The sequence below is a fragment of the Flavicella sp. IMCC45537 genome (genome assembly GCF_057197705.1).
In genome coordinates this window covers 3,138,183-3,155,763 of the sequence record NZ_CM170067.1, presented here as the reverse complement: position 1 = coordinate 3,155,763, position 17,581 = coordinate 3,138,183, and the positions used below count along the sequence as shown (strand labels likewise).

The window sequence follows — 17,581 nt, the reverse complement described above, 5'->3', positions numbered from 1 at the left end:
AAAATCAGTCCGTATATTTTATACGGACTTTTTTCAATTATAAATTAGGGTTTTTCACAAACTATTACGCTACTATAAATAGAGAACCTATTTTAAAATCTATACCATGAAAAAACTAATCTATTTAACAGTCTTATTATTCGGAATTCAAACTACCAATGCTCAAATGTTCGGATCCTTGACACTTCCTGGTCTTGGAGGAGCAACCAATGCAAACGCGGCAACCTATTCAGGAGATGGTGTTAGCGTTGGTGCCATTGCTCTATTTTCTAGCAAAATCAATCCCACAGTTACAGCCCTTTCTTGGAACACCGGATATACAGTGCTTGGAGGGAAATATACAGTAGGAATTTCACAACCTGTAATTTTCAATGACAACTTTTCATCGAATTTTCTACCTGTTACCGCTTTTACCCCAATTCAGTTGTCTTGGGATCTAGACAAATTTAAACTCCAAGGAAGTTATTCACTTATGTATGGACAAGATTTACCTCTGAATGGACATTTGTTTTCTGTAAAAGCAACCAGATATTATAATGAAAACAAGTATTCTTTAAACGGAGGAATTATTTATGAATACAGACACAAAAAAGGAACTAGCGAAAAAGAGTTTGGCGATGCATTTATCGTAGAAGCAAATTTCTCTAGACATTTCACCAAAGGAAAAACCTTAGGATTACTAGGATACTACAATGCGAATATCAGTCCAGAATACGTAAACTCAGAACCTATTTTCAACGACAAATCTACTGTTTCCGGAATTGGTATAGATGCTGGAATCCCGTTGGGAAAACACTTTTTCATGAATGCAAAATATATTCAAGACTTATCAAAAAACGAAGCCATAAAAGCAAACAAAGCAGTTGTAGCTTTATTTTATAAGTTTTAATTCAAAAACAACTGTTGAAGACCTTTATAATTTTTTTCCAAAATATTTTCTGGATCTCCACCTTTTACATGCCCTAAAATACCCCAAGGCCCTTTATAGCCAAGATCTATCAATTCTTGTATCATGTTTTTTTCTAAATCCCCTTCACCAATTGTAATTATTTTGGGGCCTTCTTTTTTCATTCCATTCAAATTCACACACCACAAATAAGGATACATCAACTTAATATTTTCTTTGAAATTTTCTACATCTTCGTGAGCATGATGGAAATTATAAATAATCCCTATTTCACCTTTTGGGAATTGAGAAATAATTTCAAGTTGATTTTTAGGATTCCCATACCATCCACCATGATTGTATAATGCTATTTTACACCCTAAAGATTTAGCTCTTGCAGAAAGATAATCGATCATAGCTTTCGCTTTTTCAAATGCAACTTTATCAGAGACATTCGTGAAAAATTTTGAATCCATACCTACCCAAACCTGAGTGTGCAAACTTGTTTTTTCTAAATTTTCAAATACTGCTTCATTCTGTGCTCTTAGCGCATCAGGAGCATCTTTTGATAAATTTATATACAACCAAACATTATGGATTTCAATTCCTTTTTCTTGAGCAAGTTTCCATTCTTTAGCCATGGTAGGTATATGTCTAACTCTATGACCGTAACCGTATTGTTTATATCCTAAATTCTGAATCATTTCAATTCGTTCTTTAGGAGTCCGTTCTTTAACATCAAAACCAACAATCGACCATGGAATTAAATTTTCTTTGGAAAAGGTGTTTTCAGAAACAGGAGTATTACAGGCAGTAAAAACCAGAAGCCCTAAAAAAAACATTTTTTTCATTAAAGTCAGTTTAATCAATGCACAGCACTATCTAAATAACCCATAATTCCGTTGTTGTTGCTGTCTATGGTTCCTTCCTCATCATCTGGAGTTCCATCATTATCAGCATCTCTAACTAAAATATTTTTTTCGTTTTTGGAAGAAATTTTATACGGTGCCGTTTTCAGTAAAGCCATACAACCTGCACCTTCTCCATGCGCTCTAATATCTCTTGAAAATTTATGAAGCAACGGTTCGTAGGTATCTTTAGAAACCACCGCTAAATTCATAGTTTCATTAGGGTCCAGTTGATAATCATACAATTCATAGAAATTTTCTTTTCCTTTTTTCACCCATTCGATATAACGATATTTTCCCTTTACTCGGTACCCGTATCCTATTCCACGTTGTCCTCTATACACGGTAACTGCACCTATTTTTACTTGTGCATTTCTATCATTCAAAATCGGCACTAAACTTCTACCCTTTAAAGCTCTTCCTGTTGATTTGGAATTATTTTTAGGCTGTTCCGGAGTTTTCAACCCAGATAGCTCGCATAAAGTAGGATACAAATCAACGGTTGAAACTGCAGAAAAAGTCTCCCCTCTAGCTTCAGAATTTCTAGGATCTACAATAATCAATGGAGATGATGAAGCTACTTCTAAATTGGAGTGTTTATTCCAACGACCATGTTCTCCTAAAAACAAACCATGATCCCCCCAAAGCACAACGATTGTATTCTCTGAAAGACCTAATTTTTCCAGCTCATCTAACACCAATCCAATTTGAGCATCTACAAATGAAGTACAGGCATAGTAGCCTTTTTTCAACTCTAACTGAAATTTTTCATTGACCAAACCGGTTTTCTTATCCATATTGTTTTCGACATCTTTACCATGAGGCGCATATTTTTTTAAATCTTCTCTTCCAATTGGGGCAGCTTGATTGGCTGCTATTTTGAATTTTGTGTTGTCATACAAATCCCAATATTTTTTTGGAGCAATAAAGGGTTCATGCGGTTTTTTAAATCCGATTGCTAAAAAAAATGGATCGTCTTTTTTCGCAACTTTTTCTAATAACTTTAATCCTTCAATCCGAATCATTGCATCGGTATACTTCTCATCAGGTAAATCCGCTGCATCTATGGCCACGTTTTTTGGATGATGTCCGTTTTTAGGTGCATAATATGGGATAGACCAGGAAGCGATATCATCACCGTCTTTTGATTTTTGTCCTTTTACACCCACTGTTCTCGGATCATGAATTTTTCCGGCTGCCGCAGTAATATATCCATTCTCTTTAAAATATTGAGGTAAAAAAATCACATTGTTTAGTTTCGCTCGGATTGGTTTAAAACCAATCACTCCGGTTTCTTCAGGCATTAAACTTGTTGTTAACGCTGCTCTTGAAGGACCACATACGGCATATTGAACTTGATGATTTCTAAAAACCACCCCTCGTTTGGCTAACCGATCAATATTCGTAGTTATTGCTTGTTCATCTCCATAGACTCCAATATTATTCCTAAGATCATCTACGCAAATCATCAATATATTTGGCTTTTTATCTTGACCTTGAACAAACTGAAAAGACATAAAAACTAACGATACAATAATTACAATTCTGATAAACCTCATGGTTAATTGATTTTAGTTATTAAAATTTCACTTTCCTTAAACCCTATTCTTTCTGCCATTGTATATAGATAAACACCCTTTTCTAAAGTTAAAGGTTTCGAATACAATTGCCAACCACTATTAAAATCTAATTTTAAATTATTCTTTTTGGCTATATAATAAGCAATCGATGCTCCTTTGGTCTCTGTGCAAAGTTGTATCGTTTTCTTTTTCTGCTTCACGGTGACAGCACTTGTCTGAGGTTGCTTATTACCTGGCCACATTTCTGCAATCATTTCTGACTCTGAAATATCTGCATAATCTTTGTTTTTTTGAGCTTTTAGTGCTTTACGCATCCTTTTTAATTGAGTCGTATAAGCAGGATCTTCCGCTAGATTATGTAAGTTAAAAGGGTCTGCCTTGCAATCATAAAGCTCTTCGGATGTTTTATCACCAAACCAAATCATCTGTAAATTATTCAACTCATCTTTAGAAGCTAGTGACAGCAAATCAACCATCAACGGTACTTGTTTTCGATAGCCAACATCCTTGTACTTTTTCAAGGCAGGGTAATAGTTTTTCAAATACAAATACTGCTTATCTCTAACAGAACGAATCCTATCTGTAAACTCGTCAAATCTATCTGAACTTCCGTAAACATACATTCTCTCTTTAGCATTATATGCTCCTAAAAAGGCTTGACCATCCATGTATTTAGGGGTTTTTAGATGTGCCAAACTCAAAATAGTTGGAGCTAAATCCACAAAAGAAATCATTTGATCTGTTCTACCTATTGTTTCTGAATTGATGCTTTTAACCATAAAAGGAACTTTCAAACCAGAATCTAAAATTTCTCTTTTTTGTCGAGGTAAGGGTCCTCCATGATCACTATAAAAGAAAATAATGGTATTGTCATACAGTCCATCTTTTTTAAGCTCAGCAACTATAGCACCGAACTTTTTATCCATTAACTCAATATTACTATAATTTCTTGCAATGGTTTTTCTTGAAGTTTCGCTATCCTGAAGATAAGGCGGAACTTTTACCTGGGCTGGATCTACGGTTAAAGGTAACTTATCGTGTTTCCACAACTTACTCTCATGGGTGAGATCTATATTGAAAACCGAGAAAAATGGTTTGCCTTTTGGAGCATTTCTCCAATGTGCTTTATTATTATTTTGATCCCAAGCAGTTACCGGAGCTGCAAATTGATAATCAGTTTTCTGGTTATTCGTACAAAAATAACCCGCTGCTCTCAAATACTCTGGAAAACATTTAACCTCAGCCGGAACTACTGCAGCATACTGAATGATAGAATCACCTTTAATATCTGTAATTGGTATCCCTGTTTTATAGGTTCTTTTTCCCCAAGATTGAATATCCATCCCAGTTCTCATATGCATGGTTCCAATACTTGTGGCATACATCCCCGTGATAATTGATGAACGAGAAGGAGCACAAACTCCCACTGTTGCAAAAGCATTATCAAAAACCATGGCTTCTTTAGCAAAAGCATCTAAATGAGGCGTTTTAGCAGTAGCATCACCGTACATAGATAGCGTCGGACTGATATCTTCACTTACAATCCATAGGATATTTGGTTGTTGTACCTGAGCATGTGATGCGATACTAATACACCCAACTATGATTAAAATCAATTTTTTCATTACAATTCAATATTTATTTCTGTCCCTCCTCCTTTTTTCAAAACAAACGTTCCCTTTTTCACTTTGCCATTTTCTTTGTATGAGTACTCATAAGTTCCATAAAAACCATTCACAGGTAATTCTCCTGCTTTTGAAGTCTTACTTGTAATGTTTGTTTGCCATTTTTGATGTACCAATTCGTAAAAAGCCTCACCCATTGGAGCGAAAGACCAATCTTTGTTATATAAAATTGCCTTTGGATTTCCTTCTGAATGAAAACCCCAAAATAAAAACTCACTTACATTTGGCTGACTAAAGGCTGCTATGATAAAATCAGAGGTGTACTGTTTCCGTATCTCTGCATCATTAATTTCCATAGTAAACTCAGAAATACTGATTTTTTTATTGAGTGTACCATAATAGTTAAGGATAGAAACCACCTTTTCTGGAGGAGTTAAATCAGACCCAATATGACATTGGATTCCAATACCATCCACTAATCCACCGGTATATTTATCTATGCGTTTGATGTAATTATAATACCATTGTTGTTTTTCAAAATCGATTCCTCCTTTGCTGATAATTCCGTATTCATTGGTAAACCTCCCTACATTTGGCTGCAATTCTTTTAAAATCCGAAAGCCATCATATAAAACTTCTTCAGAACCAGTTATTCTTTGAAAATCTTTATTTGTGTAAGCCTCATTCACCACATCCCAATGTGAGATTTTCCCTTTTGTAGTCTCAGTAATATTCACCACATGATCTCTTATTAGTTGTCTCAAGGCTTCAGGTTGATCTTCCATTTCTCGAACCCCTTTGTTCTGATACTGAAAACCTGGCCAAATCAAAACATGTCCTTTTATGTTTAAATCGGTTTTCGAAACCTCTTCTATAGCAGCTAACGTTCTAGCTTTATTTTTTTCACGATGCCAACTTTTAATTTTTAAATCATTGGCAAAAACAATCTCATTGAAATCTCTTGACAAATACTTTAATTGATTCTGATCATTCAAAATATCTGCCGCATTCACAGTTGCTCCCCATGAAAATTCATGTTCAATTTGCTTGATTTCAATTTTTTTATTTTTCAATGGCTCTCCTGATTTGCTAAAACTTAAAAGCACATCTCCTTTTCTAATTTTCTCTATTCGTTCGAATGCTTTTTTTCTCCAAACAGCATCGTCTTCCATACCGACATACTTAATTTTGGTCTTTGGCAATGCTTCCAAGGGAACAGATCTATCGAAAACCAATACCTGAATATCCGCAAACAAAGCTTTTTGAGGTTGATACCCAAACTGAACAGCCATCCTTAAATCGTCTTTTTTAACTTTTTGATTGACCTCAAATGGAATATAATACTGCTTCCATTCTTTTGCTAAACTTATAGTAGAATTGATATTACCTTTATAATTTCCGGTTTGATTTAGCACCCATAAAAATCTAGCTTCCCCCGTCTCTAATCCAGAAAAAACCGTTCTTGCTTTGAAGGACACCAAAACTTTCTGTCCTTTTTCTAACTCCGTTTTTTTTACAGGAATCGAAGTTGAAGCTTTGTAAATAAACTTTGGACGCACTTTGGTTTCTATTGCTAATACATCTTCGAAATCTTCCATTTTTTTTATAAATGTGACCTCTCCGTATTCCTTATTCGTTCGGGTGTATTTTAAATTGTTCGTGTTTGTGATATCCTTTCCCTTTTTCAAGATTTCTTGTGCGCATACAGATATACTGCTACTCACCATCACAAAAAGAGTCATCAAACATATATTTCTTAAAAATTTTCTTTCCATTGGTTTAGTTTTTTTAATAATTCGTCCGCCACGTCTGGTTGTTGCGTTGCGATATTATGTTCTTCAGAAAGATCTAAAGACAAATCATATAATTCAACAGTATTGGTTTCATAAAAGTGTATCAATTTCATGTCTCCTTTTCTTATAGCTGAAGACTTTGCATCACCTGTATTTTTCGGTCTTGCTTTTGACGAATGCCAATAAACAATACGATTTTCGTTTGATTTTTTAGTTTCTATAATGGGCTTCAAACTCTTTCCATCTACGTTTGAAACAATTTTACCTGTTCCGTAATCTAATAAGGTAGGAAATACGTCCATCAACATGGCTATTGAAGTAGTTTCTTTTTGAGGTTGAATATGGTTTTTCCATCGAACAAATAAAGGAACTTTTATTCCTCCCTCATACAACCATCCTTTCCCTGCGCGCAAAGGAGCATTACTCGTAGCCAAACCACGTTTGTTATAACCATCATTAGACAGCCCACCATGATCTGATGAAAACACAACTATTGTATTTTCATCCAAACCCAATTGCATCAAGCTAGTCATAATTCGACCAATATTCACATCCAAATTTTCGACCATTGCTGCATAGGTTGCATTGTCTTGTCTCATTTTTGTTCGTCCTGTTCCTTCCGAAATATATTCTGGTCCTTCTCCAAAATCAAATTGAGAGATTTCTTTTCGATTTCGTTTCACATCTGCTTCTTTGGCCTCTAAAGGTTGGTGCACGGCATAATAAGCCAACACCGCCATTACAGGTTTGTTTTTGTCGACATTTTTTAGATAGGAAATAAATTCAGTTGTTAAATTATCTGTCAAATAATCACCTTCTTTACTGCGCTCCTCTATATCAACAATGGGTTTCTTTTTTACATTTCTATTATGTCCTTTTGGTGTATTAAAAGGGTATAAAAAACTAATAGGAGAACCTGCCGCTCCTGCGGCAAAGGAATAACGATAGCCAAAACCTTTTGGACCGTGAGAATCATGTCCTAAATGCCATTTACCAAAATAAGCGGTTTGATACCCTGCAGTATTAAATTGATTGATAAAATTTTCATCAGCTGAGACGTCGGTCATTTCAAAACCATCATCTGGAACATCACCGTCTTGAATTGGATATTTACCTGTCATCATGGCAAATCTTGAAGGAACACATCTTGGGTAATTCGCATAAGCATTCGTAAATTCAAAAGATTCTTTAGCTAAATTATCTATATGAGGGGTTTGGTATATTTTAGAACCATGTACACTTAAATCATGGTATCCTAAATCATCGACATGAATGACAATTATGTTTGGTGCTTTTTGTACAGTTGGTATGTTCTTATTCGACTGATTTCCTTTACAAGAAAAAAGAAAAGTCAATCCATAAAAAAAAACAAAACATCTCATCTGTGTAATCATAATTAAAAAATAAATTTAGTTGACAGCAAATTACCTAATAGTATAATAAAAGAGGTTATTCTAGAAATCTAATTAGGTTCAATAATTGTCAATCTCATTAGAATATCGATCTCTTTCATAGTCCTAATAAGTTTTTAGTTCTAATATGGTGCCATTATTCTACACCCAATCCTACTCTGTTTTTTTATTTAGGTATATTTTTCATTTCATAAGGATCGCTTTCCATTATAAAAAACTTCATAACCTTTAATTCATTTTAATATTTTTTAGAATTATTAAAATACCTAAAACAAATGATTGCAACAACTTAGTGAATAAAAAATCAAATATTACTCTCTAGACAACAACGGAATAATCACGTCATAGGCCGGAGTAGGCTCAAAATTCTCATCATAAATAGATTGAAAATGTCCTGTTCCCGATTTATAGCGCTCTCCCAAATCCCATAGATTTAAAGTTACTTCTCCGTTTTTACTTTTTTCAAGTAAAACAGTTACTAAAGCTTGGTATACCCTTTTTTGAATTAATCTTTCTGCAGTTTTATCTTCTCCTTCTTTGATCAAATAATCCAACTCTGTAACATGAAATGCTAAATCATTGGCATGTGCCCAGTCGATCAAATCGGCCAACTTTTCCATGGTTGCTGCTGTGTTATCAACAAAGTCTTCTCTTTTGGCACCCAACAATAAATGAGCTTGCCAACCAATTCCATCTACACGATGCCCTTTCGATCGAATGTGCAAGATGGTTTCTTTTACTCTATCCCACATCACCTCTTCCATTCCTGAATTTTGATTGTATACCAATTTCACATTTGGAGCATGTTCAGTTGCTAGTTCAAAAGCTTTTAAAATATAAATTGGAAAACCGGCATCGTCTAGACCGATGTGAAGCCAAGGATTTTCCCACTTGTCTACGCCCGCTTTTGGGCCAAACCAAGAACCATCTTTTAAAATAGTTTCATTTACCACATCCATCCATTTTACTTCTGGAATTTCGTTGTATTTTTTTGCTGATGCAGTCATAAACTGTATCATGTTTTCTAGTAATTCTTGCGGTGTTCTAGTATCATCTTTTGCCCATTTGGAAGCTTGTGGACTGATAGGGCCATGAATTCTAACTTGTAAATTATTTGCTTTAGCTAAGTCTAAAAACGCATTAATTTTGGTCCATTTCCAATTATCTGGTGTTGAGAGCACCGCGGACTGTTTAGCTGCATTCGCTGGGGTCAAATATTTAAAATGTTTTGAAAATAAAATTTCTTTTTGCGTGCCTAACTCATGGTAGTTCAAGGTAGCTCCAACCAATAAATCGGTTTCAAGCTCCATCATTGGTTCGTTGTCACCCTCTTCTCTATTTTGAGAAGTACATGAAACCCCCAACACAAAAACAAAAACCAGTTGAAAGTAGCTCTTTTTTAAAGTCATTGCTGTTTGTTTTTAGAAAAAATCTTTCGCAAAATCTGCTTGATACAACTTATAAAATTCCACACCAATTCTTTTCATCGATTTGGTTACGTAATGGCCAATCGGTGGTGGATTCTTTGGATAAAAGTCTTTAGAATTTTTATTATTCGATTGCGGAATTAATCCCACTAGAACATCCTCCTTAGAAACCTTTTTCATTCCTTCAACCACTTTACCATTCCCAACTTGAAACATCATAAATGGCATTTCAGGCACACCAAATTCATCGCGAACTGAATGAATTAAATTTGATAAATTTTGCCCATAACTTTCGCTTGGTTGCATTCCTCTTTTCGTATTGCTATCTGCTTCCCCTTGCACCCATAACATGCCACATATCTGGTAATCAGATTTCTTCAAAGGATCTAGAACTAAGTGCGCTAAAGAAATAAACTCACTGTATAATTTAGGTGTCTTTAATTCGTTGGTTAGTGCAGCTTTTTCCTCAATCCAATTAGGATTCCACGCTCCATACAAAGAAGTCCCTCCTTGTGATCTTTTTATAAAAACAAATTCTTCTTCAGGATAAGCCTCGGCTAGTTCAATTCCAAAAAATATTTCTGGCCCAAAAACATGGGTTACCTTAAATTTTTTTTGAACATAACTATTTCCTAAAGTAATTTTTAACGGACTTACCTTCTGATCATTGTAGTAAAACTGTATTCTATTTTTTACAGCTTCCAATCTTTGAAAATCCTCTGATGAAATTTTATCCGCATCGGCTCTTCCTTCCATATTTGATTGACCTGCGAAGAAAAACACCTTTTTAGTTTCATTATTTTTTTGTGCGATTCCTTTTTGATTTACACTACAAGCAAACAAAACTAGAAAAAAAACAATATGAAATTCTTTTATGAGTCGATACATTAGTTATTTTTTAGGTGGGTATATCTTTACTTTTGATGGAATTAAATATTCATTTTTCCATTCTTTTAACAATTCTAACAATTCCTTTTTCTTTTTTGGTTCAGTAGCTGATAGGTCATTTAATTCTCCTTCGTCTTTTACCACATTATACAATTCAACTTTATCGGTATCTTTAAAATAAAGTAATTTATAATCACCTGATCTAACGACCTCCGTTTTTCCATCACCTGTACTATGGGGTCTTGCTTTGACAGATCTCCAATAGACCGTTCTATCATTCCATTTTTCCGTACCCTCTAGCACTGATTTAAAACTCTTTCCATCAATGCCTTCTACTTTTTTATTAATAGATAAATCCAACAAAGTAGGAATAATATCCATTCCTAAAACGATCGACTCAGTATCAAATTTCGGTGTAATTTTTGCTGGCCAATTAACAATATATGGCACCCTGATTCCACCTTCATACAACCAACCTTTTCCTGCTTTGAAAGGTAAATTTGTAGTAGCTAACAAACGCTGCCCTTTATGACCTCCATTTGACAAACCTCCATGATCAGACGTCACCACGATGATGGTATTTTTATCCAACCCTTCCTTTTTTAAGGTTGCCACAACTCTTGCAATATTCTCGTCAACATTTTCAACCATCCCTGCGTAGGCAGCATTGTCTTGACGCATTTTTCTTCTACCTGCACCTTCCTTTATGTATTCGGGACCATCTCCATAATCAAAAGCATCTATTTCTTTTTGATTTCTTTTTTCATCTTCTTTCTTTGCTTCAATAGGCGTATGTACTGCATAATAAGCCAGAACCGTAAAAAATGGTTTCTTTTTATCTCTATTTTCAATAAATCCAATCGTAGCATCCGTCAATACATCCGATAAATAATCTCCTTTTTTTCCATCTTCTGTAACATTCAACACAGGATATTTTTCACCATGACCTTTTTTCTTCTTCCCTTCATTAGCTTTGGCTTTTTCTAATGTTTTGGTATTAAAAGGATAATGACGTGTATCTACACCTCCGGCATGACCTGCAGCGTAAGACTGGTGAAACCCAAATCCTGTTGGGCTACTTTCTTCCCCTCCAATATGCCATTTACCTGTGTAAGATGTTTTATATCCTGCCTTATTGAACTGATGTATAAAATTCTTTTCAGAGGGAATTCCTCCTAAATAACCTTTACTTTCATTCACAGGATAGGTACCTGTAAACATTCCATAACGAGAAGGTGTACACCTCGGATAACTACTATATCCATTTTGAAAAACAACCCCTGTTTTAGCCAAATTATCAATGGCCGGTGTTTGATGTATTTGAGACCCGTGATATCCAATATCATGGTAACCAAAATCATCAACAATTATCATTACAATATTTGGTTTTTCCTGTGCAAAAACTGACTGCACGAATAACAAAAACAATAGGATTAGTTTAGAAAATCTCATCTTTTTTCAATGGTATTTAAGTGGTTTTTCAATTTAGACTTTAAATCGGCCACAACCGATTTATATTCTTTTTCATTGACTAAATTTTTTGTCTCATTAGGGTCCTTATCATAATCATATAGTTCTCTACCAATAATATTTGAATCCTTATACGTTTTATAGCTTTTATAAGCAGCTCCGTGCCACTCTGTGTATCTATATTGTTTTGTTCGAATAGAATACCCCATTTTATCTTTCCCTCTAGGATATTGACTCACCGCATAAGTAACGTCAAGGCTTGTCTTCTGGTTTCCATCTAAAAGAGGCACCAACGATTTTCCATCTACTTCGGTTCCTTTTACTCCTGCCAATTCAAACAAGGTTGGAAATACATCTACCAACTCTACAGGAGTCTCTTCTTGTCTATTTTTAGACACTCCTGGGCCAGCAAACATAAGAGGAATTCGAGTGGCTTGTTCAAAATTTGAATGTTTACACCATTCTGTATGATCCCCTAAATGATATCCATGATCTCCCCATAATACAATAACCGTACTTTCTAAAATATTTCTTTCCTCTAAAGCATCTAACAGTTTTCCTATTTGCGCATCTACATAAGACACACAGGCCATATACCCATGAATCAATTCTCTCTGTTTTTCAACTGGCATTTTATCACCAATTCCCAAACTACTATCTATGTCAGAAAAAGCTCTAATTTCTCCAAAGGAATGATAAGCAACTTTCGGCGTTCCCTCAGCCAATTCTTGAAAGGGCGCCAATTCAATTTCTTCTCTCTTGTATAAATCCCAATACTTTTTAGGTGCTACAAAAGGTAAATGTGGTTTTTGATATCCTACACCAAGGAAAAAAGGTTTTTCTGTTTTTATCAAATCATCCATTTTTCTAATAGCATCAATCGTATACAAACCGTCTTGATACATTTCATCTGGCCCTTCAATACATTCCGAGCTAGGCTTCAATGTTTTAAAAACAAACTTACTTTGCTTACCATACTTTTTTAAACCTTTAGCCAATGCTTGTTTCTTAAGCTCGGCCATAGCCATTTTGGTTTCTGGTTTTTGATAAAAAGCATACATCGGTTTCCCGTATTCTTTTGGGAAATTTTCTGGTAAGGTATGAGCTATAGACCAGCTCTTACCATCATGCCCTTTTGATGTAGACCCTTTGTGATAAATTTTCCCCACTGCAGTTGTTTCATACCCCTGAGATATTAAATATTCTGGCATGGATTTTAATTGAGGTGCCGATTCTCTAAAATTTGTATGTAAATCCCAAACTTTAGTATTGTCAGGATACATACCTGTCATAATACTTGCTCTAGAAGGACCACAAACGGCTTGTTGTACATTAGCGTTTTTGAAAATAACTCCCATTTTTGCCAAACGATCTAAATTAGGTGTATGCATTTGTTTTTCACCATAAGCGGAGATCAATGGTTTTAAATCATCTACTGCCAGGAACAATATATTTTTTTGCTCATGGATGGTACTCTCCTTTTTTTTCTGTGCTTTACAAGAAGTTAGAGAGAGTACTATAGCTACTAAAAGAAACTTAGTTATTTTCATATTGCTTTTATTTAGTTAATAAATCTTGAACTGAAGCTTCACCATGATGGTCTATGATACTTCCAAAATCAGTGTCGGTAATTTTTCTATACTCCTCTAAAGATTTATCATTTCCTACGGCCGCTTTCAATGTTTTTAATTGTGCTTTCAGGTCAACAATAACCTCTTTATAAGCAGGATCATTGATGATATTATTCATCTGGTTTGGATCTTTTTCCAAATCATATAATTCCCATACATCAATACTATAGTAAAAATGTGCCAAGGTGTATCTTTCTGTTCTTATACCATAATGTGGTTGTACATGATGCCAAAATGGAAATTCATAATAGTGGTAATACATACCATCTTTCCAATCTTTAGGTGTTTTACCCTCTAGTGAAGCTGCAAAACTTTCACCATGCATTTTTTGTTTGTTCTCTATTCCTGCTAATTCCAACAGAGTTGGTGCAAAATCCACATTTGTAATGATATCTTCATTTACACTTCCAGCTTTCACTTTTTTAGGATAGCGCACTATAAAAGGCATTCTTAAAGATTCTTCGTAAATAAATCTTTTATCAAAAAAACCATGATCTCCTAAATAAAACCCTTGGTCAGAAGTCAAAACAATAATCGTATTTTCTTCTAAATTGTTCTCTTTCAAATAATCTAATACTCTACCAATATTATCATCTACCGATTTTACACAGGCCAAATAATCTTTGATGTAAGTCTGATATCTCCAGTTTCTTCCTTCTTCAAAGGTCATTCCTTCTTGCGTTACAATTTCTCCTGGTTTTGCACCATAAAAATCCCATTTCACCCCTTCTTTTCCTTTCAACCCTTCTGGTCTTTTCATTTTCATATCTCGTCTACTGAAATATTCCATCGTCATTTCTGAATCCCCTGCCGTTAACTCTCTACCTTCATAGGTATCATTGTAGGTAACTGGATATGGCATTTCAATATCATCCCATAAAGTTTCATATTTATGATCTGGTTCCCAAGGTCTATGAGGTGCTTTGTATTGCAACAACATCATAAATGGTTTTTCTGAACCTTTGTTCTCTTCCAACCAATCCAGTGCAAATTCAGTGCTTATATTTGTTGCATATCCTTTCTCAACGACTTCTTTTCCGTTTTCGTTGTATTTTGGATCCCAATAGTGTCCTTGCTGACCTGCTGCTGCGTGGTATTTGTATGAATCAAATCCTTTCGGCTCTGATCCTAGGTGCCATTTACCAAAAAGACTTGTAGCATATCCATTGGACTGAAATTCTTGTGGAAAAGTCCATTTGTTTTCATCAAACCTACCACCGCTTTCATTTTTATAATAACCGTTTACGTTGCTATAATCACCCGTTAAAATTGCAGATCTACTTGGTCCACAAATGGCATTGGTACATAACACATCTTGAAATAACATTCCTTGATTTGCTATTCTATCAATATTAGGGGTAGGAGCAATATCTTTATAAATTCCACCATACGCACTTATAGCTTGCGTAGTTAAATCGTCGGCCATAATGTAAATCACATTAGGTCTTTTTTCTTTCTTTTTTGTTTTAGAGGTCCCACAACTTGCGAAGACAAAAGCTATCGCTACAACAAAAAATACTGCTGATTTAATTTCTCTAAGATGCTTCATAATTAATCTTTTAATATAATTCGTTCCTTAACTTCAATAGAAGTTTCCTTTAAATCCTTATCTGCTGATGAGTTTCCAACCATGATTTTAAAACTTCCTGGCTCAACACAATACTCCATATTTATATCATAAAAAGCTAAGCTTTCAGCATCTAACTCCATGGTAACTGTTTTTGTTTCTCCTGGTTCAAGTGCTACTCTTTGGTAACGCTTTAATTCTTTAACCGGTCTTGTTACAGAACTCACATTATCTCTTATATAAAGCTGCACAATTTCTTCTCCAGCCATTTTCCCTTTATTAGATACCTCAACAGAAACCTCAATTGGAGCTTCTTTGCCCACAACGCTAGATGATACTACCGGTTTTGAAATTTCGAATTTTGTATAACTCAATCCAAAACCGAAAGGATGTAATGGAGTTTTCTTCTCAGTATTATATTTATGAATATACATTGTTGGTTTATGGTTGTATACCATTTGTAACTGACCTACAGATCTTGGAATAGTCAATGGTAATTTTGCACTTGGATTCACTTCACCAAATAAAATCTCAGCAGTAGCCTGCCCTCCAAAAGCACCTGGTTCCCATGCATTGATAACCGCTTTTGCTCTTTTCTCTAAACTTGGTTCTGCAATTGGGCTTCCACTTACGTAAACCACAACAACTGGTTTTCCTAATGCTAGAATCTTATCCGCTAATTGCATTTGCTTCCCTGATAATTTCAAAGTCGCACGATCAATATTTTCTCCCGTTGTTTTGTTTGGCCAATCATGTCGAAAAGAATTCTCACCTAATACCAATACCGTGATATCAGCCTTTTTTGCAAGAGTGGTTGCTTTATTGATATCAGCATCTTTCATTTTTCTAGATCTATCTCCAGAATCAAAATAATTTACTTTGTACCCCTTTTCTTCTCCTAATTTCTTTATTCCTTCATACATCGTGATGATGTTTTCTTCAGGCTGAGGAGATACCCAATCTCCTAAGGTTGTTTGGTTATTCGCATTTGGACCTGTTACGAAAATGGTTTTGTTCGCTCCTTTTTTCAATGGTAAAAACCCTGAGTTTTTCTGTAAAACAATTCCTTTTCTCGCTTGCTCTAAAGAAGCTTTTTGATGTTCTTTATTGAACAATACTTCCTTGTATGAACCTTCTTCTATGAATGGATTTTCAAATAACCCTAGTTTAAACTTTACCTCTAATACTTTTGAACAAGCTAAATCAACTCTAGATTCAGGTAACTTACCTTCATTTACCAATTCAATTACATATTCAGCAAAATGAGGACCATGCATATGCATATCTAATCCTGCTCCAACAGAATACTCTGTTGCTTGTTTAAAATCTTTTGCGACATGATGCCAAGTATCTATCCTTGAAACATCGTTCCAATCACTAACATAAAAACCATCAAATCCCCAACGATCTCTCATTAAATCAGTCATCATATGTTTGTCCATATGCGCTGGAATTCCGTTTACTTCATTGTGAGCGGTCATCACAGAAAAAACATTTGCCTCTTGTACAGCTCTCTTAAATGGTGGTAAAAATATTCCCATTAAGGTTCTGTAAGAAACATCTGTTGGAGATGCATTCAAACCATTTAACGATTGACTTCCTGCAACAAGGTGTTTCACACAAGCAATGACATTATCAGAACCTGAAAAATCATCTGACTGCATTCCTGCAATTGTAGCAACCCCCATATTCCCTACTAAATAAGGATCTTCACCAAAAGTTTCACCAGTACGTCCCCATCGAGGATCTCTTAATACATCAATATTCGGAGTAAAAGCCCAATGCGTACCAGTTGCTCTCATTTCTGTTGCTGTTTGAGCACTTACCTTGTATAGTAACTCATCATCCCAAGTAGCAGCTTGTGTAATTGGGGAAGGATAAATGGTAGCTCCTGAAAACAATCCATCACCATGAATGGCATCAATACCAATCAATAAAGGAATTTTGAACCTTGATTGCATTGCTAATGATTGTAAATAATTTGCTTCTTCAACGGTAACGATATGTAAATAAGATCCTATTTTACCAGCTTTGGTCATTTCTACCAAATCATTGATACTCAAATCAGGATAAAATCCTCTCGCATCATTGACATCCAAGTCTTCTTCTGTAAGATCATTCTGAGCAGCTTTGATATGTTCTAGACCTACGTACTGACACATTTGAGCAACCTTTTCTTCCAATGTCATTTTAGACATTAAATCTTTCACTCTCTCTTCTGCACTTAATTCTGTAGATGTATAGTCTAAATTACTTTTCTCTTGTTGAGAATCGCAAGACATTAATACTACCGATAGTAGCAACATAACTTGAAAACTTCTTTTTATGATCTTCATCCTTTCTTGTTTTTACTGTAATTAAATCTTCTTATTTCTTTAAATTATTTCAATTGTC

At 34.9% G+C, this 17,581-nt stretch carries 12 protein-coding genes; 1 reads left to right on the top strand and 11 read right to left on the bottom strand.

The window, feature by feature from the left end:
- Nucleotides 1-106: 106 nt before the first annotated feature.
- Nucleotides 107-889, top strand: a complete 783-nt coding sequence (locus AC2DGP_RS12695; protein WP_484490435.1) for a transporter family protein — start codon at nt 107-109, stop codon at nt 887-889.
- On the opposite strand, the gene AC2DGP_RS12690 is transcribed toward AC2DGP_RS12695, so the two are convergent.
- The 11 genes from AC2DGP_RS12690 to AC2DGP_RS12640 form a co-directional block, all read right to left on the bottom strand.
- A complete protein-coding gene (locus AC2DGP_RS12690; protein WP_484490434.1) occupies nt 886-1,737 on the bottom strand; it encodes a sugar phosphate isomerase/epimerase family protein in 852 nt (283 codons plus the stop codon). The two genes, AC2DGP_RS12695 and AC2DGP_RS12690, sit on opposite strands and share 4 nt — an antisense overlap.
- A 14-nt stretch (nt 1,738-1,751) precedes the next feature.
- Nucleotides 1,752-3,353, bottom strand: coding sequence for a sulfatase (locus tag AC2DGP_RS12685; protein ID WP_484490433.1), 1,602 nt, complete (start codon nt 3,351-3,353; stop codon nt 1,752-1,754).
- 2 nt (nt 3,354-3,355) lie between these two features.
- Nucleotides 3,356-4,999, bottom strand: coding sequence for a sulfatase family protein (locus AC2DGP_RS12680; protein ID WP_484490432.1), 1,644 nt, complete (start codon nt 4,997-4,999; stop codon nt 3,356-3,358).
- Entirely contained in the window at nt 4,999-6,774 is a 1,776-nt protein-coding gene (locus AC2DGP_RS12675) for an endo-1,4-beta-xylanase (protein ID WP_484490431.1), read from the bottom strand. Before AC2DGP_RS12675 ends, AC2DGP_RS12680 begins: the two co-directional genes overlap by 1 nt.
- Nucleotides 6,756-8,186 (bottom strand): sulfatase, encoded by a 1,431-nt coding sequence (locus AC2DGP_RS12670; RefSeq protein ID WP_484490430.1) that lies wholly within the window; start codon nt 8,184-8,186, stop codon nt 6,756-6,758. Before AC2DGP_RS12670 ends, AC2DGP_RS12675 begins: the two co-directional genes overlap by 19 nt.
- A gap of 329 nt (nt 8,187-8,515) precedes the next feature.
- Complete coding sequence (locus AC2DGP_RS12665) at nt 8,516-9,613, bottom strand: endo-1,4-beta-xylanase (protein ID WP_484490429.1); 1,098 nt, start codon at nt 9,611-9,613, stop codon at nt 8,516-8,518.
- 12 nt (nt 9,614-9,625) lie between these two features.
- The gene (locus AC2DGP_RS12660) at nt 9,626-10,519 is read right to left on the bottom strand and encodes a sialate O-acetylesterase (RefSeq protein WP_484490428.1); all 894 of its coding nucleotides are present in this window, start codon (nt 10,517-10,519) and stop codon (nt 9,626-9,628) included.
- 3 nt (nt 10,520-10,522) lie between these two features.
- Nucleotides 10,523-11,971, bottom strand: coding sequence for a sulfatase-like hydrolase/transferase (locus AC2DGP_RS12655; RefSeq protein WP_484490427.1), 1,449 nt, complete (start codon nt 11,969-11,971; stop codon nt 10,523-10,525).
- Entirely contained in the window at nt 11,968-13,539 is a 1,572-nt protein-coding gene (locus AC2DGP_RS12650) for a sulfatase (protein WP_484490426.1), read from the bottom strand. Before AC2DGP_RS12650 ends, AC2DGP_RS12655 begins: the two co-directional genes overlap by 4 nt.
- A gap of 7 nt (nt 13,540-13,546) precedes the next feature.
- Nucleotides 13,547-15,169, bottom strand: a complete 1,623-nt coding sequence (locus tag AC2DGP_RS12645) for a sulfatase family protein (RefSeq protein ID WP_484490425.1) — start codon at nt 15,167-15,169, stop codon at nt 13,547-13,549.
- 2 nt (nt 15,170-15,171) lie between these two features.
- A complete protein-coding gene (locus AC2DGP_RS12640; protein ID WP_484490424.1) occupies nt 15,172-17,523 on the bottom strand; it encodes a glycoside hydrolase family 3 N-terminal domain-containing protein in 2,352 nt (783 codons plus the stop codon).
- Nucleotides 17,524-17,581: the final 58 nt, after the last annotated feature.